The sequence below is a fragment of the Streptococcus sp. KR genome (genome assembly GCF_002238115.1).
Lineage (GTDB): Bacteria > Bacillota > Bacilli > Lactobacillales > Streptococcaceae > Streptococcus.
On record NZ_NGVM01000016.1, the window covers coordinates 1 to 22,014 of the forward strand.

21 protein-coding genes, 1 tRNA gene and 1 riboswitch are annotated in these 22,014 nt (G+C 40.1%); of the genes, 17 read left to right on the forward strand and 5 right to left on the reverse strand.

Annotation, left to right across the window (positions count from 1 at the left end):
- Positions 1 to 53: 53 nt before the first annotated feature.
- A complete protein-coding gene (locus CBI42_RS12800; RefSeq protein ID WP_441348928.1) occupies positions 54 to 3,797 on the forward strand; it encodes a pneumococcal-type histidine triad protein in 3,744 nt (1,247 codons plus the stop codon).
- Positions 3,798 to 3,833: 36 nt separating this feature from the next.
- Here CBI42_RS12800 and pepT read toward each other — a convergent pair whose 3' ends face one another.
- A complete protein-coding gene (gene pepT, locus CBI42_RS07700) occupies positions 3,834 to 5,057 on the reverse strand; it encodes a peptidase T (RefSeq protein WP_094753666.1) in 1,224 nt (407 codons plus the stop codon).
- A 153-nt stretch (positions 5,058 to 5,210) separates the two neighbouring features.
- Between pepT and hemH the strand changes: the two genes are divergently transcribed.
- Positions 5,211 to 6,305 (forward strand): ferrochelatase, encoded by a 1,095-nt coding sequence (hemH, locus tag CBI42_RS07705; protein ID WP_094753667.1) that lies wholly within the window; start codon positions 5,211 to 5,213, stop codon positions 6,303 to 6,305.
- Positions 6,306 to 6,346: 41 nt separating this feature from the next.
- Here the strand turns inward: hemH and mscL are convergent, their stop codons facing one another.
- On the reverse strand, positions 6,347 to 6,727 hold the full coding sequence (mscL, locus tag CBI42_RS07710) for a large conductance mechanosensitive channel protein MscL (RefSeq protein WP_000910205.1): 381 nt from the start codon (positions 6,725 to 6,727) through the stop codon (positions 6,347 to 6,349).
- A gap of 85 nt (positions 6,728 to 6,812) precedes the next feature.
- Positions 6,813 to 7,244, reverse strand: coding sequence for a GtrA family protein (locus CBI42_RS07715; RefSeq protein WP_094753668.1), 432 nt, complete (start codon positions 7,242 to 7,244; stop codon positions 6,813 to 6,815).
- A 28-nt stretch (positions 7,245 to 7,272) separates the two neighbouring features.
- Positions 7,273 to 7,369, forward strand: a riboswitch (PreQ1 riboswitch).
- On the opposite strand from CBI42_RS07715, the gene CBI42_RS07720 reads away from it, so the two are divergent.
- The 4 genes from CBI42_RS07720 (at position 7,367) to dapA (ending at position 10,496) form a co-directional block, all read left to right on the forward strand.
- A complete protein-coding gene (locus CBI42_RS07720) occupies positions 7,367 to 7,876 on the forward strand; it encodes a QueT transporter family protein (protein WP_000737071.1) in 510 nt (169 codons plus the stop codon). Its footprint overlaps the riboswitch before it by 3 nt.
- A 99-nt stretch (positions 7,877 to 7,975) precedes the next feature.
- Positions 7,976 to 8,048: transfer RNA gene (locus CBI42_RS07725), tRNA-Thr, on the forward strand.
- A gap of 379 nt (positions 8,049 to 8,427) precedes the next feature.
- Positions 8,428 to 9,504, forward strand: coding sequence for an aspartate-semialdehyde dehydrogenase (locus tag CBI42_RS07730; RefSeq protein ID WP_094753669.1), 1,077 nt, complete (start codon positions 8,428 to 8,430; stop codon positions 9,502 to 9,504).
- 56 nt (positions 9,505 to 9,560) lie between these two features.
- On the forward strand, positions 9,561 to 10,496 hold the full coding sequence (gene dapA / locus CBI42_RS07735; protein WP_094753670.1) for a 4-hydroxy-tetrahydrodipicolinate synthase: 936 nt from the start codon (positions 9,561 to 9,563) through the stop codon (positions 10,494 to 10,496).
- 43 nt (positions 10,497 to 10,539) lie between these two features.
- Here dapA and mnmE read toward each other — a convergent pair whose 3' ends face one another.
- Positions 10,540 to 11,913 (reverse strand): tRNA uridine-5-carboxymethylaminomethyl(34) synthesis GTPase MnmE, encoded by a 1,374-nt coding sequence (mnmE, locus tag CBI42_RS07740; RefSeq protein ID WP_094753671.1) that lies wholly within the window; start codon positions 11,911 to 11,913, stop codon positions 10,540 to 10,542.
- Between the two features lie 137 nt (positions 11,914 to 12,050).
- A complete protein-coding gene (locus CBI42_RS07745; RefSeq protein ID WP_049509325.1) occupies positions 12,051 to 12,233 on the reverse strand; it encodes a 4-oxalocrotonate tautomerase in 183 nt (60 codons plus the stop codon).
- A gap of 122 nt (positions 12,234 to 12,355) precedes the next feature.
- Here CBI42_RS07745 and CBI42_RS07750 point away from each other — a divergent pair, with 122 nt between their 5' ends.
- The 11 genes from CBI42_RS07750 (at position 12,356) to CBI42_RS07800 (ending at position 21,956) form a co-directional block, all read left to right on the forward strand.
- Positions 12,356 to 12,949 carry a thymidine kinase gene (locus CBI42_RS07750; protein ID WP_094753672.1) on the forward strand — a complete coding sequence of 198 codons (594 nt, stop codon included), beginning with the start codon at positions 12,356 to 12,358 and terminating at the stop codon, positions 12,947 to 12,949.
- Positions 12,946 to 14,025, forward strand: coding sequence for a peptide chain release factor 1 (gene prfA / locus CBI42_RS07755; RefSeq protein ID WP_094753673.1), 1,080 nt, complete (start codon positions 12,946 to 12,948; stop codon positions 14,023 to 14,025). The genes CBI42_RS07750 and prfA overlap by 4 nt, the downstream gene beginning before the upstream one ends.
- Positions 14,025 to 14,861, forward strand: coding sequence for a peptide chain release factor N(5)-glutamine methyltransferase (gene prmC / locus CBI42_RS07760; RefSeq protein ID WP_094753674.1), 837 nt, complete (start codon positions 14,025 to 14,027; stop codon positions 14,859 to 14,861). Before prfA ends, prmC begins: the two co-directional genes overlap by 1 nt.
- On the forward strand, positions 14,845 to 15,447 hold the full coding sequence (locus CBI42_RS07765) for an L-threonylcarbamoyladenylate synthase (RefSeq protein WP_179211380.1): 603 nt from the start codon (positions 14,845 to 14,847) through the stop codon (positions 15,445 to 15,447). The genes prmC and CBI42_RS07765 overlap by 17 nt, the downstream gene beginning before the upstream one ends.
- A gap of 1 nt (position 15,448) precedes the next feature.
- On the forward strand, positions 15,449 to 15,880 hold the full coding sequence (locus CBI42_RS07770; RefSeq protein WP_094753676.1) for a GNAT family N-acetyltransferase: 432 nt from the start codon (positions 15,449 to 15,451) through the stop codon (positions 15,878 to 15,880).
- Positions 15,881 to 15,941: 61 nt separating this feature from the next.
- On the forward strand, positions 15,942 to 17,198 hold the full coding sequence (glyA, locus tag CBI42_RS07775) for a serine hydroxymethyltransferase (RefSeq protein WP_094753677.1): 1,257 nt from the start codon (positions 15,942 to 15,944) through the stop codon (positions 17,196 to 17,198).
- 7 nt (positions 17,199 to 17,205) lie between these two features.
- Entirely contained in the window at positions 17,206 to 18,180 is a 975-nt protein-coding gene (locus CBI42_RS07780; protein ID WP_179211381.1) for a nucleoid-associated protein, read from the forward strand.
- Positions 18,180 to 18,794, forward strand: coding sequence for a cell wall hydrolase Pmp23 (pmp23, locus tag CBI42_RS07785; protein ID WP_094753679.1), 615 nt, complete (start codon positions 18,180 to 18,182; stop codon positions 18,792 to 18,794). The genes CBI42_RS07780 and pmp23 overlap by 1 nt, the downstream gene beginning before the upstream one ends.
- A gap of 73 nt (positions 18,795 to 18,867) precedes the next feature.
- Positions 18,868 to 19,842, forward strand: coding sequence for a DUF1002 domain-containing protein (locus CBI42_RS07790; RefSeq protein ID WP_084888044.1), 975 nt, complete (start codon positions 18,868 to 18,870; stop codon positions 19,840 to 19,842).
- A 73-nt stretch (positions 19,843 to 19,915) separates the two neighbouring features.
- Positions 19,916 to 21,271 (forward strand): 23S rRNA (uracil(1939)-C(5))-methyltransferase RlmD, encoded by a 1,356-nt coding sequence (rlmD, locus tag CBI42_RS07795; protein WP_094753680.1) that lies wholly within the window; start codon positions 19,916 to 19,918, stop codon positions 21,269 to 21,271.
- A gap of 514 nt (positions 21,272 to 21,785) precedes the next feature.
- On the forward strand, positions 21,786 to 21,956 hold the full coding sequence (locus tag CBI42_RS07800; protein WP_000873143.1) for a hypothetical protein: 171 nt from the start codon (positions 21,786 to 21,788) through the stop codon (positions 21,954 to 21,956).
- The last annotated feature ends 58 nt before the right edge of the window (positions 21,957 to 22,014 follow it).

Genomic DNA, 22,014 nt, shown 5'->3' on the forward strand with positions numbered 1-22,014 from the left:
CTTCTCATGGAGACCATTATCATTACTATAATGGCAAGGTTCCTTATGATGCTATCATTAGTGAAGAACTGCTGATGAAAGATTCAAATTATCAGTTGAAGGATTCAGATATTGTTAATGAAATTAAGGGTGGTTATGTGATTAAGGTAGACGGGAAATACTATGTTTACCTTAAGGATGTGGCACATGCGGATAACGTTCGTTCGAAGGACGAAATTGAACGCCAAAAACAAGGTCATACTCACGATGCACCAACATCTAATAGTGCAGTGGCGCTTGCTCAATCTCAAGGTCGCTATACTACTGATGATGGCTACATCTTTAATGCATCTGATATTATAGAGGATACTGGGGATGCTTATATCGTCCCTCACGGTGGACATTACCACTACATTCCAAAGAGTTCCTTGTCTGCTAGTGAATTGGCTGCAGCTCAAGCCTATCTCTCTGGAACTAGAAATCAGCCTAGTGTGACTGACTATCGTTCAAGTACAAATGGGACTGGTCAAACTACCAAGCCTATTCAACAGGCTGAAATACCAACTAATAAATCCGAGAGTCTTCAAAGTCTATTACAGCAGCTTTATGCTCTTCCAAGTACTCAACGATATACTGAATCGGATGGTTTGACTTTTGACCCTGCTAAGATTTCAAGCAGGACACCGAGTGGTGTAGCGATTCCTCATGGAAATCACTATCATTTCATCCCATATACAAAGCTTTCTGCATTAGAAGAAAAGATTGCGAGAATGATTCCTCTAACTAGTGACAGTGAGAAACCAACACCATTGGAGAATCCAAGCAAACCAGCAGAAAAACCTACTCAGCAAAACCATCATCATGAGAAAGACGGTGATCATGGAAGTCAGGCACATAAGCATGAAGAACATGGACATGACGCTCATCATGATGAAGACCATGATCACGGTTTTGATGCTAATCGTGTCATCAGTGAGGATGATCAAGGCTTTGTCATGTCACACGGTGATCATAATCATTACTTCTTTAAGAAAGATTTGACAGCAGAGCAAATTAAGTCGGCTCAAGATCATTTAAGAGGTAAGACGCCAGTAACACCAAGTCCAGCACATGATGATGAACACGATAAAGATAATCATGGGAACCATCATGATGAAGACCATGATCATGGTTTTGATGCCAATCGTGTCATCAGTGAGGATGATCAAGGCTTTGTCATGTCACACGGTGATCACAATCATTACTTTTTCAAGAAAGATTTGACAGCAGAGCAAATTAAGGCCGCCCAAAATCATCTGAAAAGTAAAACGCCATCAGTACCAAGTCCAGCACATGATGATGAACACGATAACGATAATCATGGGAACCATCGTGATGAGGAGCATAATCATGGTTTTGATGCAGATAGAGTCATCAGTGAAGATGCGGCAGGATTTGTCATGACTCACGGAGACCATAATCATTACTTCTTTAAGAAGGATCTAACACCAGAACAAATCAAGGCCGCGCAGGATCATTTGAGAGGTAAAACGACAGTAACACCAAGCCCAGCCCATGATGATGAACACGATAACGATAATCATGGCCACAAACATGATGAAGACCATGATCACGGTTTTGATGCTAATCGTGTCATCAGTGAAGATGCGGCAGGCTTTGTCATGAGTCACGGAGACCATAATCATTACTTCTTCAAGAAAGATTTGACAGCTGACCAAATTAAGGCCGCGCAGGATCATTTGAGAGGTAAAACGACAGTAACACCAAGCCCAGCCCATGATGATGAACACGATAACGATAATCATGGCCACAAACATGATAAAGACCATGATCACGGTTTTGATGCTAATCGTGTCATCAGTGAGGATGAACAAGGCTTTGTCATGAGTCATGGTGACCACAATCATTACTTCTTCAAGAAAGATTTGACAGCAGAGCAAATTAAGGCAGCTCAGGATCATTTGAAAACACATCATGATGCGGAGCCTGTAAAACCTCTTGCTAAAACGGTAGAGTCTTTCTCAAGAGATGCTAGCGATGAAGAAAAGATTGCTTATATTTCTAAAACATACGGAGTTCCACTTGAAGCGATTAGAATTTCAAACGGATTCTTTGTCTTTGGAAATCCAGACCAAGCCTACGATCCAACTCATATCCATCCATATGCTGTTCGTAAGGAACATGTGCGTCTTCCGCTACAAACTGGCAATCCAGAACTTGATTTCCTAAATGAACTCTATACCACTGCTTTGCGAGATGGTGTGTCTCCATATAGCTTGCAGGTAGAAAATGGTAGTTTTGTGATTCCTCATGGCGACCACAATCACTACATCAAGGTTCAAACTAAGGACTATGAAGTAGCTTTGAAAAACAAAATTCCAGCTCTCCAATCCAACTATCAACCTGGAGCTTTTGATGAGAAGGAAGTTTTGGCAAAAGTAGATCAACTTTTAGCTGATAGCAGAAGCATCTACAAAGACAAGCCTATCGAACAAAGACAGATTGAATTAGCTTTAGGTCAGTTTACTGAAAACATGAAGAAACTGGCAACTAACTCTACAGCAGGTTATCTTGCAACACTGGATCTCTTTGATAAGCAATATATCCATATTGATGAAAGTGTCAAACCTGTTGAAACAAGCACTCTAGATAAGAAATATCAAGCCTTGATTGATAAAATTAACACACTGGATACAGACTCTTATGGACTTCCTAAGAAAGACCTTCTCGTTCGACTCCAAGAAGCTAAATTGGCTAAAGATGAGGCTGCTTTAGTAGCGGTTGAATCACAACTTCAAGCTCTTCAAGACTTTAATGATCGAACAGGTGTTACAACTGTAGAATACATCAAGTATTTCTATGAACACGTAAATGACGGTCGTTTGAGTGATGAACTTCGAAACAAAGTCGCTCAGTTGACTTGGACCTTGTATCAATCTCAATCCTTCCTAAAGGCAGCGGAATTGAACAAATTATTCCCAAACATCTATCAGGCAAAACAAGAAGTGGAAGAAGCTTTGAAAGCTCAACCAACTACTGCTAAATCGACTCAAACAGTTCTAGATACTGAGAAAGTTGATAATCAAACTGCCAAGACAGCTATTTATGGCTTCTTGAAAGAATTGTACGGAGACTTTATGCCTGAAGAGCATGTAAATCATGTCAGCAAGGAAGAAGTAGAAAGTCTTTTAAGCAAGGCAACTCAACTCTTGGAACAAATCCAAGAAGAAGGAATCAGACAATCCTTGGCAGAAGAAGTAGAAAATCTCAAAGCTGCCACAAACAAGGCTGATGCAGACTTGGATGAAGTAAACAGCCAGGTAAAAGATGTCTTGACTCGTATCGCTAGCGCCCTTCAACAAGAGAAGGAAAATGCAGAGCAAGATCCTCAGACACTTGTACTCTATCAAAAACTTTACGATATCCTCATGTCACTTCACGCATACTTAGAAAACAATAAGGGTTCTGATGCCGACTTTGATAAGGTGGATGCATTACTAGATCAACTTTCTGCTAAGAGTAAGGATAAAGCCGCTTTACTTGAATTGACAAAAGCTATTCTGGTCTTGAATCAAGAAATCAAGTCAAAATCAAGTGCAAGTGAAGAAACAACTCCATCAACAAATGCTGAATCAAATGGTGATAAGACAAGTGCTGAAAACCAACCTAACGCAACTACAGAATCTAACAGTGAAACTGCCATCGACGAAAACAAACCGAGCAAGGCAACAGATTCTAAACCAGATGAATCAACTTCAGAAAAGGAAACAACAGAATCTACAACAAGTACTGGAAATCAAGAAAAACCAGCAGAATAAAAAGAAAGGCGAGGTAGCTGAGCTACCTCGTCTTTTTTAGTCTCTATAAGCTACGATACCAATGATGGTATCAACTGCACGTTCCATAGTCTGAAGGCTGACGTATTCAAAACGTCCGTGCATATTTTCACCACCCGCAAAGATATTGGGAGTAGGGATTCCCATAAAGGAAATTTTAGAGCCGTCTGTCCCTCCACGGATTGGTTCGATTATAGGAGTGATACCTAAATCTTCCATAACGGCTTTAGCAATGGTAATTGGAGTCATATCTTTTTCAATGACTTCTTTCATATTGTAGTACTGGTCTGTCAAGTTTAGGGTGACACGGTCGCTACCAAGTTCTTGATTCATCTTATCAGCGATAGACTGTATTGCTGCTTTACGAGCTTCAAAGGCATCTTTTTCAAAATAACGAATGATGTAGCTTGCACGCGCCTCCTCGACACTACCTGTCACATCCATTAGGTGGTAGAAGCCTTGGTAACCTTCTGTTAACTCAGGTCGGTCATTCTCTGGAAGTTGATTATGAAAATCAATTGCTAACTGAAGGGCGTTGACCATTTGCCCTTTTGCTGTACCAGGGTGGACATTGCGTCCTTGGAAATGCAATTCAGCCCCAGCTGCTGAAAAAGTCTCGTACTGAAGCTCACCTAGTGGCCCACCATCAACTGTGTAGGCAAAATCAACATCAAAATCTTCTGCATCAAATTTATTAGCACCAACACCGATTTCTTCATCTGGACCAAAGCCAACACGAATCTCACAGTGCTTAATTTCAGGATGAGCAGTCAGATATTCAATGGCAGTCATAATCTCAGCAATTCCTGACTTGTCATCAGCACCTAGCAAGGTTGTTCCATCTGTTGTGATGAGCGTTTGGCCTGGATATTTCTCAAGACTCTTGAAGTCAGCTGGATCGAGTTTGAAACCAGAATTTCCTAGTTCAATCACACCACCATCGTAGTTTTCAATTACCTGTGGATTGACTCCTTCGGCATTAAAATCAGCAGTATCCATGTGAGATATAAAGCCAATCTTACGTGTTAAAGATGGATCATTGGCTGGCAAGGTTCCAATTGCAAAACCATTTGGTAGATAATAAACATTTTGCAATCCAACACGTTTCATTTCAGGAATAAGAACATTTGTAGCAAAATCTACCTGACTCTGCGTACTTGGAGTAGTAGTAGAGTGTTCATCAGAGCGCGTGTTGACCTTAACGTAGGTTAAGAAGCGATCCAAGAGATTGGGGTAAGTCATAAAAAACTCCTTTTGAATTCATTTTTTCCATTGTATCATAGAAAAGAGAGAAAAACAAAAAACAGAAGTTTGGGAAATTCGCTATGTTGGCGTTTACTTATTAATGGATAAATGATAAAATAAACTTGATAAAAATATCACAAGGAAGCGATTATGAAAAAAGCAATTTTAATGATGACTTTCGGTTCGCCAGAAGAGATTACCTTTGAAGGTGTGGCTGATTTTTTCACAAATATTCGTCGTGGAGTGAGACCTCAAGACCACGAGATTCAAACTCTCTATGATAATTATGTACTAATTGGAGGGACGCCTCTGCAAAAAATTACTCGAGAAGAGGTTGCCTTGGTAGAAGCTAGGTTGGGGAATGAGTATAGTGTTTATTTTGCTAATAAGTTTTCCAGACCTTTTATTCCAGATGTGATTGGTCAGATGGAAGCAGACGGCATTGAACAGTGTATTTGCCTGATTTTGGAGCCCCATTATTCTTTTTACTCTGTCATGGGATACGAGAAATTTTTAGAAAGCAAACAAATTCAATTTTTAGTTATCAAGGACTGGTATCAAGAAGAAGCGCTCTTAAACTATTGGGCAGATGAAATTGATAAGATTTTAAAAGAAGAAGTAAAGCAGGATAGCTTTAAAGTCATCTTTTCAGCTCATAGTGTACCAATTTTTGCCTTGGATTTTGGAGACCCTTATATCGACCAAATTTTTGAAAATAGCAAGCTAGTCGCTGAAAAGCTGGGTTTGAGTTCCGAGCAATATACTAACACTTGGCAAAGTGAAAGTGATATTGGGATTCCATGGATTAAGCCAGATGTCTTGGAGTATCTTAGAGAGCAGAAAGAACATCCAGACCATTATATTTTTGTTCCTATCAGCTTCATCAGCGAGCATATTGAAGTCTTGTTTGACAACGATGTGGAATGTTATGACTTGTGTCAGGAATTTGGGGTGAACTATCATCGTCCACCAATGCCAAATACAGATTCTCGTTTGATTGATGCCTTGGTCAATACAGTCAGAGCCAATGAACATCAAGAATTTAAGGAATTTCTCCCAGAAGAAGAAACCTTTGATGAGTTAGTTCCTTCGGATGAAACTAAAAATATCTTGGCCGAATCTCAAGATTTACAAATGCCGGAATTTGTGAAAAAACTGATTGAGAAAAAAGGTCGGGAAAATGTTAAGATGCCTTATCTTATTAAGAAAATGCTTGAAAAAGCAGGTAAGTTACCAAAAGAGTAAAGAAAAAAGGATTTAGCTTTGTGCTAGATCCTTTTAATTGATTATTTTTTCTCAAGAAGAGCTTTGATCTCTTGAAGTACTTCCAACTCAGTTGGACCAGCTGGAGCTTCCTCAGCAGCTTCTTCTTTCTTAGTAAGGCTTTGAGCTTTTTCAATTCCTTTGATAACGAAGAAGAGAACAGTACCGATAACTAGGAAGTTGATAACAGCACTCAAGAATTTACCATATGTAACACCATTCCAAGCAAGCTCAGCGATGTTTTGTACTTTCGCAGCTTCCAAGGCTGGATTCAAAATAAGTGGGGTGATGATATCGTTAACAAGTGATGTAACGATTGCACCAAAAGCAGTAGCAATGATTACACCGACAGCAAGGTCAACAACGTTACCACGAAGCAAAAATGCTTTAAGATCTTTTAACATTTTCATAATTTCCTTTTAAAAAATTTTTACACTTTATTATATATTAATTAAGAAGTTCTTGCAAGCTATATGTTTAAAATTTTTCTTATTTTTTAAAAATAAATACCTTACTAAAAATGTAATTGAGGATAATTATTAAGAATTGTGCAATAACTGTTTCAATACTATTCACCTTATTAATATTATAACTTACAAATTGTCCGATAATATTAGGAAACTGAGTTACAAAGAGAAAAGTTAAAAACAAGTCTAAAAGAAAAGTAGAAAGACGTGCTAGAGTAAATTTCATTAAACGGATTGACCAATTCTGCCTAGCTTGCTTGAATACAATTGTATCATTTGTAATAAATGCAAACAGAATACCGATACTATTTGCGAGTCCAGTAGCAAGGAGTTCTCTATGAGTTAGTTGATAAATGACTAATCTGGATAGGATAGCTATAAGAGTAGTAGCTATACCAAAAAAGAGATAGAGTAAAAGCTCATTTTTCAAGAGACTTTGAATACGTTTTTTCATATTTTTAGTATAGCATAAAGCAGTCTATTGTGCTATACTAGTAAGGTTGATTGAATCAACCCTTGGTGCTTAGCTTCTTTCACCAAGCATATTACACGCGGGAAACCGCCAAAGGAGAAAAGATGAAAAAATTAACTATTCGTGATGTTGCAGATATTGCAATCGTTGCTGCTATCTATGTCGTTTTGACTGTCACACCGCCCCTAAATGCCATTAGCTACGGTGCTTATCAGTTCCGCATTTCAGAAATGATGAACTTTATGGCTTTTTACAATCCTAAGTACATCATCGGAGTTACCATCGGTTGTATGATTGCTAATTTCTTTAGCTTCGGACTGCTAGATGTCTTTGTTGGTGGTGGATCAACCTTAGTATTCCTTAGTCTAGGTGTATGGCTTTTTGCAAAATACAGTAAAGATTACCTCTTTAATGGATTGATTCGAAAAGATCATTTCTTCTTTTCAATCCTCTTTTCAATTTCTATGTTTACTATTGCTGCCGAGTTAAATATTGTAGCAGAATTACCATTTTTCCTTACTTGGTTTACAACAGGAATTGGTGAATTTGCCTCATTGATTATTGGCGCGATTATTATTGGTAAAATTGGTCGTCGAATTGATTTAAGCAAATAGAAGAAGATAAGCTAGGTAGCTCTTACCTGGCTTTTTCTTATGGAAAATTTCTAAGGAAACTTGACAAGTTTTTCTAACTATAGTATACTTTTTAAGTAAGCTGATTTAGCTCAGTTGGCAGAGCGCATCCATGGTAAGGATGAGGTCGCCGGTTCAATCCCGGCAATTAGCATGATATTTACAGGGAAACTCTTGAACACAAGAGTTTTTTCTTATGCTCGCGAGAAAAAATTCTGACTTTTGTATAATAAAAGTCATCCTGCAAAAATTTTTTATTGACAAAACCACTTATTTCTAGTAATATAATAGACGCGATGAGTCGATAGGTAGTCTTCGGACTACTATTGAGCATAAGGAGGTCATAACGCAGGAGCGGACCTTGATGAGTTGTGTGAACCTGCTCATCACATGAAGATGCCTCTTAGTCCCTAGTCTAGCGACTGGGGATTTTTATTTTCCAAAAAATGATGAAAAAGCTTTGCAATTCATGGAAAAAGTAGTATAATACATCTATTATAGAAATTTTTAGAAAATTCCGAAAGAGGTTATTTATGGGATATACAGTTGCTGTAGTCGGCGCGACAGGTGCTGTCGGAGCTCAGATGATAAAAATGTTGGAAGAATCAACACTTCCAATCGATAAAATTCGTTTACTTGCTTCTGCACGTTCAGCAGGCAAGACTTTGAAATTTAAAGATCAAGATATTACAATTGAAGAAACGACTGAAACAGCTTTTGAAGGAGTTGACATTGCTCTCTTTTCAGCAGGTGGTTCTACATCAGCTAAGTATGCACCATACGCAGTTAAAGCTGGAGCGGTAGTAGTTGATAATACATCTTACTTCCGTCAAAATTCAGATGTCCCTTTGGTTGTTCCAGAGGTCAATGCTCATGCACTTGATTCCCATAACGGAATCATTGCCTGCCCTAACTGTTCAACAATCCAAATGATGGTGGCTCTTGAGCCAGTTCGCCAAAAATGGGGCTTGGACCGTATCATTGTTTCAACTTACCAAGCAGTTTCAGGTGCTGGTATGGGAGCGATTCTTGAGACACAACGTGAACTACGTGAAGTTTTGAATGATGGTGTGAATCCACGTGGTTTGCATGCGGAAATCTTGCCTTCAGGTGGAGATAAGAAACATTACCCTATCGCCTTCAACGCTCTTCCACAAATCGATGTTTTCACTGATAATGATTACACTTACGAAGAGATGAAGATGACTAAGGAAACGAAGAAAATCATGGAAGATGATAGCATTGCAGTATCTGCAACATGCGTCCGTATTCCTGTTTTGTCAGCCCACTCTGAGTCAGTTTATATCGAAACAAAAGAAGTGGCTCCAATTGAAGAAGTGAAAGCAGCTATCGCAGCCTTCCCAGGTGCTGTTCTTGAAGATGATGTAGCTCATCAAATTTATCCTCAAGCCATCAATGCAGTGGGTTCACGTGATACCTTTGTTGGTCGTATCCGTAAAGACTTGGATGCCGAAAAAGGAATTCACATGTGGGTTGTTTCAGATAACCTTCTTAAAGGTGCTGCTTGGAACTCAGTTCAGATTGCAGAAACTCTTCATGAACGTGGCTTGGTTCGTCCAACTGCCGAATTGAAATTTGAATTAAAATAGTCATATCGTTTAGGAGTTCAGATGAACTCCTTCTTTGAAATAGAGAGGTGTTTCTCATGTCTTATAAAGATTTAAAAGAGTGTAAAATCATCACAGCCTTTATTACCCCCTTTCACGAGGATGGATCCATCAACTTTGACGCTATTCCAGCCTTGATTGAGCATTTATTGAGCCATCATACTGATGGAATTCTTCTCGCAGGTACCACTGCTGAGAGTCCAACTTTGACGCACGATGAGGAGTTGGAACTTTTTGCGGCTGTACAAAAGATTGTCAATGGACGCGTTCCTTTGATTGCGGGTGTAGGTACCAATGATACACGTGACTCGATCGAATTTGTCAAAGAAGTCGCAGACTTTGGTGGTTTTGCTGCTGGGCTTGCTATTGTTCCTTACTACAACAAACCTTCTCAAGAAGGAATGTATCAGCACTTTAAGGCCATTGCGGATGCTTCTGACTTACCGATTATTATCTATAACATTCCAGGGCGTGTGGTTGTCGAATTGACTCCAGAAACCATGCTTCGTTTGGCTGACCATCCAAATATCATTGGTGTCAAAGAATGTACTAGCTTGGCTAATATGGCTTACTTGATTGAGCACAAGCCTGAAGAATTCTTGATTTATACAGGTGAAGATGGAGATGCTTTCCATGCCATGAACCTTGGTGCGGACGGGGTTATTTCTGTTGCCTCTCATACAAATGGGGATGAAATGCACGAGATGTTTACTGCCATTGCAGAAAGCGATATGAAGAAAGCCGCGGCGATTCAACGTAAATTCATTCCTAAGGTTAATGCCCTCTTCTCTTATCCAAGTCCTGCTCCAGTTAAGGCAGTTCTTAACTATATGGGATTTGAAGCTGGCCCAACTCGTCTACCTCTTGTTCCAGCACCAGAAGAGGATGCCAAACGCATTATCAAGGTTGTCGTAGATGGCGACTACGAAGCGACTAAGGCAACTGTAACAGGTGTCTTAAGACCAGATTACTAATAAGACAATAAAATCCATGACCGATTGAACGATCATGGATTTCTTATTTTCCTAAACAGAATTGGCTAAAGAGTTGGGTGATGAGTTCATCTGGAGCAGCATCTCCAGTAATTTCTCCGAGAATTTCCCAAGTACGGGTCAAGTCAACTTGAAGCAAGTCAACAGGCATACCCAGTTCAAGACCTTCATTAACAGCTTGTAGGCTTTCAACAGCCTTCTCAATCAAGGAAATATGACGGGCGTTTGACAAGTAAGTAGCATCTTGCTCAACCAAACCAGCATTTTCAAAGAAGAGGTTGTTGATTCTCTCTTCAATCTTATCGATGTTTTGGTTTTTAAGGACTGAGATACGAATAATGTCTTCAGGGAGTTCTGAAGCTTCAATTGCTTCAGGAAGATCAGTTTTATTAAGAAGAATAATAAGGTTTGTATCTTGGCTAATTTCAAGAAGTTGTCTGTCTTGAGCAGTCAGTGGTTCACTAGCATTTAGCACTAGTAAAACTAAGTCAGCTTCCTTAAGTGCTTTTTTTGAACGCTCAACTCCAATTTGTTCAACGATATCATCCGTTTCACGGATACCAGCTGTATCAATCAATTTGAGAGGAACACCATTGATGTTGACGTATTCTTCAATGACATCTCGAGTAGTACCAGCAATATCTGTAACGATAGCCTTGTCCTCACGCAAGAGGTTGTTGAGAAGGCTTGATTTCCCAACGTTGGGACGGCCGATGATAGCAGTGGAAATTCCTTCACGAAGGATTTTACCACGACGTGCTGTTCTAAGGAGATTAGTTAGCAATTGCTCAAACTCCATAGTCTTCTCACGAACAACAGCAGTAGTCGCTTCTTCAACATCATCATATTCAGGATAGTCGATATTGACCTCAACTTGGGCAAGTGTATTGAGGATTTCTTGACGGGTATTATTAATCAGGTCAGAAAGGGAACCATCAAGTTGTTTGACCGCAATGTTCATGGCCTTGTCTGTCTTGGCGCGGATGATATCCATCACCGCCTCAGCCTGAGTCAAGTCCACACGTCCATTTAGGAAGGCACGTTTGGTAAATTCACCAGGTTCAGCCAATCGAGCTCCTTCACGGATAGCTAGTTGGAGAATCTCATTGGTCACCGCAATCCCACCGTGAGTGTTAATCTCGATAATATCCTCACGAGTGAAGGTTTTTGGAGATTTCATAGCCCCAACCATAACCTCGTCCATGACTTTACCAGTCAGAGGATCAATAATGTGACCGTAGTTGAGAGTGTGGCTAGCAACCTGTCTCAAGTCTTTCCCTTTAAAAATCTTTTGCGCAATAGCAAAACTTTCTGTTCCGCTCAGGCGGACAATACCAATAGCCCCTTCACCTAGTGGAGTAGAGATAGCAGCGATGGTATCAAATTCACGTGTAATCATAATGTTTCCTTTAATAAATAGCTCTTTTCTTGGAAATTTTTCCAAGTCTCTTTTCAAATTGTAACAAATTTAGGCTATTTCTTCAATGGATGCTACTTGGAGATTGAAAAAGCCTAAGCAATTCTGCTTAAGCTAGCTTATTTGGTGCGCATTTCCCCTTGTGGGAAGTAAGTTCCTTCTGGCATGTCGTTGATGATGATATGGACAGCAGATTGAGGTGCTCCAGTGTTACGGACAACAGCTTCCGTTACTTCCTTAGCAAGAGCTTTCTTTTGCTCGAGCGTGCGTCCTTCAAATAAATCGATGCGTACAAATGGCATAATAGCTTCCTCCACTAGTTTTGATTTCTTCTATTTTACCACATTTTGCCGTTTAAAGCTTAAGAAAATTATGATATACTAGAATGTAGCAAAAATTTAGAAATGGACGTGAAGCAAGAAACATGGCACAGTTGTATTATCGTTATGGGACCATGAACTCTGGTAAGACGATTGAGATTCTCAAAGTGGCCTATAACTATGAGGAGCAAGGAAAAGGTGTTGTGATTATGACCTCGGCTCTGGATACGCGTGACGGTGTTGGCTATGTGTCGAGTCGAATCGGTATGAAACGCCCTGCTCTTGCGATTGAGGAGACGACGGATATCTTTGGCTATATCCGAGACCTACCAGAAAAAAAGCCTTACTGTGTTTTGGTCGATGAAGCCCAGTTTCTCAAGCGTCACCATGTTTACGATCTAGCTCGTGTTGTTGATGAGTTAGACATACCTGTCATGGCTTTTGGCTTGAAAAATGACTTTCGCAATGAACTGTTCGAAGGTTCCAAGTATCTCTTGCTCTTAGCAGACAAGATTGACGAAATCAAGACCATCTGTCAGTATTGTAAGAAAAAGGCGACTATGGTGTTGCGTACACAGGATGGACTGCCAGTCTATGATGGTGAGCAGATCCAGATTGGTGGTAATGAAACCTATATCTCAGTTTGCCGTAAACATTATTTTGCGCCTGAAATCAATAAGGAGAATGAAGAAAAATGAACATCTATGATCAACTACAAGCTGTAGAAGACCGTTATGAAGAATTAGGAGAGTTACTGAGTGACCCAGATGTGGTTTCGGACACCAAGCGTTTCATGGATCTTTCCAAAGAAGAGGCTTCTAGTCGTGATACTGTAACAGCCTACCGTGAGTACAAACAAGTCCTTCAAAACATCGTTGATGCTGAAGAGATGATTAAGGAATCAGGCGGAGATGCGGATTTGGAAGAAATGGCCAAGCAAGAGCTCAAAGATGCCAAGGCTGAAAAAGAAGAATACGAAGAAAAACTCAAAATTTTGCTCCTTCCTAAAGATCCAAACGATGACAAGAATATCATCCTTGAAATCCGTGGCGCTGCTGGTGGTGACGAAGCGGCACTTTTCGCCGGAGACCTTCTAACTATGTACCAAAAGTATGCGGAAGCCCAAGGCTGGCGCTTTGAAGTTATGGAAGCTTCTATGAACGGTGTCGGTGGTTTCAAAGAAGTCGTTGCCATGGTTTCAGGTCAGTCTGTTTACTCTAAGCTTAAGTACGAATCAGGTGCCCACCGTGTGCAACGTGTTCCTGTGACAGAAAGCCAAGGTCGCGTACATACTTCGACAGCGACAGTCCTTGTTATGCCAGAAGTTGAAGAGGTTGAATACGATATTGATTCAAAAGACCTTCGTGTTGACATCTACCACGCCTCTGGTGCTGGTGGACAGAACGTCAATAAGGTTGCGACTGCTGTTCGTATCGTTCACTTGCCAACCAATATCAAGGTTGAGATGCAGGAAGAACGTACCCAGCAGAAGAACCGTGAGAAGGCCATGAAAATCATCCGTGCGCGTGTTGCTGACCACTTTGCACAAATTGCTCAGGATGAACAAGACGCTGAGCGCAAGTCAACAATCGGTACTGGTGACCGTTCAGAACGAATCCGTACTTATAATTTCCCACAAAATCGTGTCACAGACCACCGTATCGGCTTGACTCTCCAAAAACTAGATACGATTTTATCTGGTAAATTGGACGAAGTTGTGGATGCCTTGGTGCTCTATGACCAAACACAAAAATTAGAAGAATTAAATAAATAATGAAATTAGCTCAATTATTTTCAGATTTTGAAGAAGAGTTGATAAGACAAGGAGAGGAAGCTGAAAGCCTCTCTTTTGTCTATCGTAGCCTGAAAAATCTTTCTTTTACAGATTTTGTCTTTGCCCTCCAGCAAGAGGTAAACAAGGAAGAAAAACAATTTGTAAAAGGAATTTTCCAACAGTTAGCAGCCCATAAACCAGCCCAGTATATCATCGGACAGGCAGATTTTTATGGAATGCAGTTAAAAGTTGATGAGCGAGTATTGATCCCTCGTCCAGAAACAGAGGAATTAGTTGAGCTTATCCTGGCTGAAAATTCTGAGGAAAATCTTAAGGTCCTAGATATTGGGACTGGAAGTGGAGCTATTGCTCTCGCTCTAGCAAAAAACAGACCAGCTTGGTCAGTGACCGCAGCAGACATTTCCCAAGAGGCTCTTGATCTTGCATCTGAGAATTCTAAAAATCAAAAACTTAATATATTTTTTAAAAAATCTGATTGTTTTGCAGAAATTTCTGAAAAATATGATATAATTGTATCCAATCCACCCTATATCTCTCGTGAAGATGCGTCAGAGGTCGGCTTGAATGTTTTGCATTCAGAACCTCATCTAGCTCTCTTTGCAGATGAGGATGGCCTAGCTATTTACCGTAGAATTTCGGAAGATGCAAAGGACTATCTCAAGGATGGTGGTAAGATTTACCTTGAAATTGGATACAAGCAAGGTCAAAGTGTTCCTGAACTTTTTAGGAAACATCTTCCTGAAAAGCGAGTACGAACACTCAAGGACCAGTTTGGTCAAGATAGGATGGTTGTCGTTGATGATAAACAAGATTAGACAAGAATTAGAAAAGGGAGGGGCTGTTGTTCTGCCTACTGAGACAGTTTACGGTCTTTTTGCCAAGGCTCTAGACGAAAAAGCAGTTGATCATGTATACCAACTCAAACGTCGTCCTAGAGATAAGGCGCTCAATCTAAATATCGCCTCTCTAGAGGACATATTGCACTTTTCAAAGAATCAGCCAGCTTATCTACAAAAACTTGTCGAGACCTTTTTACCAGGTCCCTTGACCATTATTCTCGAAGCCAATGACAGAGTTCCTTATTGGGTCAATTCTGGTCTTGCAACTGTTGGATTTCGGATGCCGAGTCATCCCATTACCCTTGATTTGATTCGAGAGACAGGTCCCTTGATTGGGCCGTCTGCCAATATTTCAGGTCAGGCAAGTGGAGTGACCTTTACTCAAATTCTAGAGGATTTTGACCAAGAGGTTCTGGGTTTGGAAGACGATTCTTTTCTAACTGGACAGGATTCAACTATTTTGGATTTGTCTGGAGACAAGGTGAAAATCTTACGCCAAGGGGCGATTAAGCGAGATGATATTCTTGCTCAGTTGCCAGAGATTTCTTTTGAGGAGGAATGAGATGCTAAGAGACTTAAGAGAAACTGATGTGAAAGCTATATGTGACATTAACCAAGAAGTTTTGGACTATTCTTTTAGTCAAGAGGAAACGGCTGGTCAATTAGCTAGACTATCTCAGGATTCCCATCATTTCCTTCTTGGCTATGAGGATGCAGCTAGTCATGTCTTACGTGGATATGTCCACGCTGAGGTCTATGAATCACTTTATTCTAAAGCAGGATTTAATATTTTAGCTTTAGCAGTTTCACCTCAAGCACAAGGGCAAGGTATTGGTAAAAGCTTATTACAAGGGTTGGAAGAAGAAGCAAAAAGACGTGGTTATGGGTTTATCCGCTTAAACTCTGCCGATCATCGTCTGGGTGCTCATGCATTTTATGAAAAAGTTGGTTATACTTGTGATAAAGTGCAGAAACGATTTATTCGCATCTTTTAGTTTATTTTTCTAATAAGAAAATTAAACTAATGGACTAGTCACACAATAAAGGAGAAGACCTATGATTTTTGACAAAGATGATTTTAAAGCATATGATGCTGATCTCTGGAATGCTATTGCCAAAGAAGAAGAACGCCAACAAAACAACATTGAGTTGATTGCTTCGGAAAACGTAGTTTCCAAGGCTGTTATGGCAGCTCAAGGGTCTATCTTGACGAATAAATACGCCGAAGGCTACCCAGGACGCCGTTATTATGGTGGAACAGATGTAGTAGACGTGGTAGAATCTCTAGCTATTGAACGCGCAAAAGAAATTTTCGGTGCAAAATTTGCCAATGTCCAACCACACTCAGGAAGCCAAGCCAACTGTGCGGCTTACATGGCCTTAATTGAACCAGGTGATACGGTTATGGGAATGGATTTGGCAGCAGGTGGTCACTTGACCCATGGGGCTCCTGTTAGCTTCTCTGGTCAAACCTACAACTTTGTTTCTTATAGTGTGGATCCTGAAACGGAATTCCTAGATTTTGATGCTATCTTGAAACAAGCTAAAGAAGTCAAACCAAAACTGATTGTAGCAGGTGCTTCAGCCTATTCTCAAATTATCGATTTTTCAAAATTCCGTGAAATTGCTGATGCTGTTGGAGCTAAGCTCATGGTAGATATGGCTCATATCGCTGGTTTGGTTGCTGCTGGTCTACATCCAAGCCCAGTACCATACGCTCATATTACTACAACAACGACCCACAAAACCCTTCGTGGACCACGTGGTGGTTTGATTTTGACCAATGACGAAGAACTTGCCAAGAAAATCAATTCAGCTATTTTCCCAGGTATTCAGGGTGGTCCTTTGGAGCATGTTGTTGCAGCTAAGGCAGTTTCCTTCAAAGAAGTTTTGGATCCAGCCTTCAAGGAATATGCTGCCAATGTTATCAAGAACAGCAAGACTATGGCGGATGTCTTCTTGCAAGACCCTGATTTCCGTATCATTTCTGGCGGAACTGAAAACCACCTCTTCCTAGTGGATGTAACTAAGGTTGTAGAAAACGGAAAAGTTGCTCAAAACTTGCTGGATAAAGTCAATATTACCCTAAATAAAAACTCAATCCCTTACGAAAGCTTGTCACCATTCAAGACAAGTGGGATTCGTATCGGAGCAGCAGCCATTACTGCACGTGGATTTGGTGATGAAGAAAGTCGCAAAGTGGCTGAATTGATTATTAAAACCCTTAAAAATGCAGAAAATGAAGCTGTCTTAGAAGAAGTGAGAAGTGCAGTTAAAGAATTGACAGATGCCTTTCCATTATACGAGGACTAAAACTTTTATGGACATTTATATTAAGAAAGCTATTATTCATCAGTTTAGTCCGGATGATACCGAGCTGTTCCTAGCGGATAAGTTTCTCAATATCACTCCAAAAATCGAAGAATACCTGCGCAAGAAAATTGAACGTGTGTATTCAGATGAAGCTAAGACTGGGATTTTCGAAGAAGAAAATCCCTTCTTCAATCACATCACAGACGATTTGTTGGAGACATCAGTAACACTAGCTAATCTCTGGAAAGAGGAGTTTAGTGTTTCCGAAAATCTAAAGACCAATGACTTGATTTTTGTGCAATTTTCTAAAGAAGGTGTAGAACATTTTGCTTTCTTACGAATTGCCCTGCGTGAGACCTTGACCCACCTCGGAGGAGAAGTTGATAATCCAATCAAGCTGACTCAGAATAACCTGCCTGGATTTGGAACGGGTGCTGACGAAGCCTTGGTGGTCAATCTTCAGAGTCGCAAGTACCATCTGATTGAAAAACGAATCAAGTACAACGGGACTTTTTTGAACTATTTTTCAGATAATCTTCTTGCTGTCGCTCCTAAGATTTCTCCTAAGAAATCCATCAAGGAGCTGGAAAAAACGGCCCAGAGAATTGCTGAATCTTTTAACACAGATGATTTTCAATTTCAATCTAAGGTCAAATCAGCGATTTTCAACAACTTAGAAGAAAGCAATGAATTGTCACCTGAGAAATTGGCTAATGACCTTTTTGATAACAATCTGACGGCTCGTTTGAGCTTTATTGACCAAGTTAAAGAAGCTGTACCAGAGCCAGTTCAGTTTGATGAAATTGATGCCAGTCGCCAATTAAAGAAATTTGAAAACCAAAAACTTTCCTTGTCAAATGGAATTGAGCTCATCGTTCCAAATAACGTCTATCAAGACGCTGAGTCTGTTGAGTTTATCCAAAACGACAATGGAACCTACTCTATCTTAATCAAAAATATCGAGGATATCCAAAGTAAATAATGTTTAAACGAATTCGAAGAGTGCTTGTACTAGCAGTCTTCCTTTTTGCTGGATATAAAGCTTACCGCCTTCACCAAGATGTCAAGCAAGTCATGACCTATCAACCCATGGTGCGAGAAATCTTGAGTGAAAAAGACACACCAGCAAACGAAGAGCTTGTGCTCGCTATGATTTATACCGAAACAAAAGGAAAAGAAGGCGATGTTATGCAGTCTAGTGAGTCTGCAAGTGGTTCCACCAACACTATCAATGATAATGCCTCTAGCATTCGGCAAGGTGTTCAAACTCTGACAGACAATCTCTATCTAGCGCAGAAGAAGGGTGTTGACGTATGGACAGCTGTTCAAGCCTATAATTTTGGACCTGCCTATATCGATTTTATTGCCCAAAATGGCAAGGAAAACACCCTAGCACTGGCTAAACAGTATTCTCGTGAGACTGTTGCCCCCTTGCTTGGTAATACCACTGGAAAGACTTATAGTTATATTCACCCCATTTCCGTTTTTCACGGTGCTGAACTCTATGTAAATGGAGGAAACTATTATTATTCTAGACAGGTGCAACTCAACCTTTACATCATCAAATGTTTCACTCTCTTTTCAACATCTGGCTAGACCAGGTGTTTTTGTTATAAGTTTTCTTTAAGATAGATATATTACTCTAGAAAGGTAAAGGAGGAAAATCCCTATGAGAAAGAAACTCTTTCTGACTAGTGCTGCGGTCTTGTGGGCAGTAACAGCTATGAATAGCGCCCATGCAGCAACAGATGTTCAAAAAGTTATCGATGAAACCTATGTCCAACCTGAATATGTCCTAGGTTCATCATTGTCTGAAGATCAAAAAAATCAAACCCTTAAAAAACTAGGCTACAATGCCTCAACAGACACCAAAGAACTCAAGACCATGACACCTGATGTCTATTCTAAGATTATGAATGTTGCCAATGACTCTAGCTTGCAGTTGTATTCATCAGCCAAGATTCAAAAACTAGGTGACAAGTCGCCACTTGAGGTCAAGATTGAAACACCAGAAAACATCACTAAGGTGACTCAGGATATGTACCGCAATGCGGCCGTAACTTTGGGTGTGGAACACGCCAAAATCACTGTAGCAGCACCCATTCCAGTTACAGGTGAGAGTGCCTTAGCAGGGATTTACTATTCGCTAGAGGCTAATGGAGCCAAGGTACCACAAGCGAATAAAGACTTGGCTCAAGAAGAGCTGAAGGCTCTGTCCGATATCAATGCTGAAAACAAGGACAAAACTGGCTATGATGCTAATAAATTAAATGTTGCCCTAGCTGATATCAAGTCAGCACTCGCCAAAGCTAAAGAAAGTAAGGGAAATCTGACAGAGGAAGATGTCCGTAAAATTGTTGAAGATACCTTAAAAAATTACAAACTTGATCAGGTTATAACAGGAAACCAGATCAATATTATCATCAATTTTGCTTTGAATCTCTCAAAGAGTGATATCCTCAGCAATGCAGACTTCACTAAAACCCTGAATGACCTTAAACAAAGTATTGTTTCACAAGCTGGCGACAGTTTTAAAAATATCAACCTTAACTTTGATGCTGATAAGGCGCTAGAGGACGGCGGTAATTTCCTAAGCTCTCTCTGGCAAGCCATTGTTAACTTCTTCAAGAGTTTTGGTTCTTAAGAAATTTCATGGTATAATAGATGGTAACCGTAACGTTGCCGTCTTTTTTGTCGGCCAATAGAAAGAGAAGAGAATGTTAAAGAAAAATGATATTGTAGAAGTTGAAATTATTGATTTGACCCATGAAGGGGCAGGAGTTGCTAAGGTAGAGGGTTTGGTTTTCTTTGTAGAGAATGCTCTACCAACTGAGAAAATACTCATGCGTGTCCTTAAGGTCAATAAAAAGATTGGCTATGGGAAAGTTGAAGAATATCTTACACATTCTCCGCATCGTAACCAAGACCTTGACCTAGCTTATCTACGCTCAGGTATCGCTGATTTGGGGCATCTTGCCTACCCAGAGCAGCTCAAGTTTAAAACCAAGCAAGTCAAGGATAGTCTCTACAAGATTGCTGGGATTACAGATATAGAGGTCGCTGAAACGCTGGGGATGGCAAATCCAGTCAAGTATCGAAATAAGGCGCAGGTGCCGGTTCGTCGAGTGAATGGTGTCTTGGAAACTGGCTTTTTCCGTAAAAATTCGCATGATCTCATGCCTATAGAAGATTTCTTTATCCAAGATCCTATGATTGATGAGGTAGTAGTGGCCCTACGAGACTTGCTCCGCCGTTATGATTTGAAACCTTATGATGAACGGGAACAGTCTGGCTTGATTCGCAATCTCGTTGTCCGCCGTGGTCATTACTCAGGACAAATCATGGTCATTTTGGTAACCACTCGTCCAAAAATTTTTCGTGTTGATCAATTGATTGAACAAGTCATCAAGCAGTTTCCAGAGATTGTGTCTGTTATGCAAAATATCAATGACCAGAACACTAATGCTATTTTTGGCAAGGAATGGCGCACCATTTATGGACAAGACTTTATCACTGACCAGATGTTGGGAAATGACTACCAAATCGCTGGACCTGCTTTTTACCAAGTCAATACTGAAATGGCTGAAAAACTTTATCAAACAGCCATTGACTTTGCGGAGTTAAGAGAAGATGATGTGGTCATTGATGCCTATTCCGGTATAGGAACGATTGGTCTTTCTGTTGCGAAACATGTCAAAGAGGTTTATGGTGTTGAAGTGATTTCAGAAGCGGTTGAGAATAGCAAAAAGAATGCTCAGCTGAACAATATTTCAAATGCCAACTATGTCTGTGATACAGCTGAAAATGCCATGAAGAATTGGCTTAAAGATGGAATTCAGCCAACCGTTATCTTGGTTGATCCTCCACGCAAGGGCTTAACCGAAAGCTTTATCAAGGCAAGTAGTCAAACAGGAGCAGACCGCATCGCCTATATCTCCTGTAATGTTGCGACCATGGCGCGTGATATCAAACTCTACCAAGAATTGGGATATGAGTTGAAGAAAGTCCAGCCGGTTGACTTATTTCCGCAAACGCATCATGTTGAGGCGGTAAGTTTGCTAGTCAAGGAGTAAAACGACGAAGATTAGCATTTACTTCCGCCCATGCGATAGCTGTCCGTGATTGACAAGTGCTAGCACGCAGACAGAACGGAGATAGCGAACCGCTGAGTGTGTCGCTCTGCTCGTAAAAGCTTAGAAACCTTTGAACGAAAGGGATAATGAAAGCCTTGATTGCAAGGCTTTTTGCTTTATGGTGGGTAAGTATCAGAGTGAGAAAATTTTTGGAATGAGTAGAAGTGATAGCTAGAAATTATCAGTTTCTATTTCCATTTACCCTGTGGGTACGTGTTTGTTTCCATTGACAAGGAGTTTGTGGGAATAGAAATGTACCCACCTTGTTTGAATCAAGTGAAGTGTAGTTGAAGGAAATCTGTTGAAAGCAATACTTCATTTTACCGAATAAGTAATAATTTAGGCAACTTCAAATCGATTAAAAAAAACTATTTTAAAGGTTAAGAGTAGACAAAAATTGTCCACTCTTTTTTGCAAACTCAATTTATCAATAAATGAAATGAGGGAATGTAAAATGAAATATTTTGAGGTTGAGTTAGAAAATCCTGATGAATTTTTAAAACTACAAACAGAAGATTTTGTGAAAGCTAATCGCTTGCTACTAAGGAAGATAATCCAGAGCGTTACAGTCTATGAAGAAAACTTCGTCATATCCTTTAAATCTGGCATCGAATTGGAAGTATGAGTCTCATTCCATAACTTTTATATTGAACATATCATCTTGTTGTGTTATACTATAAATT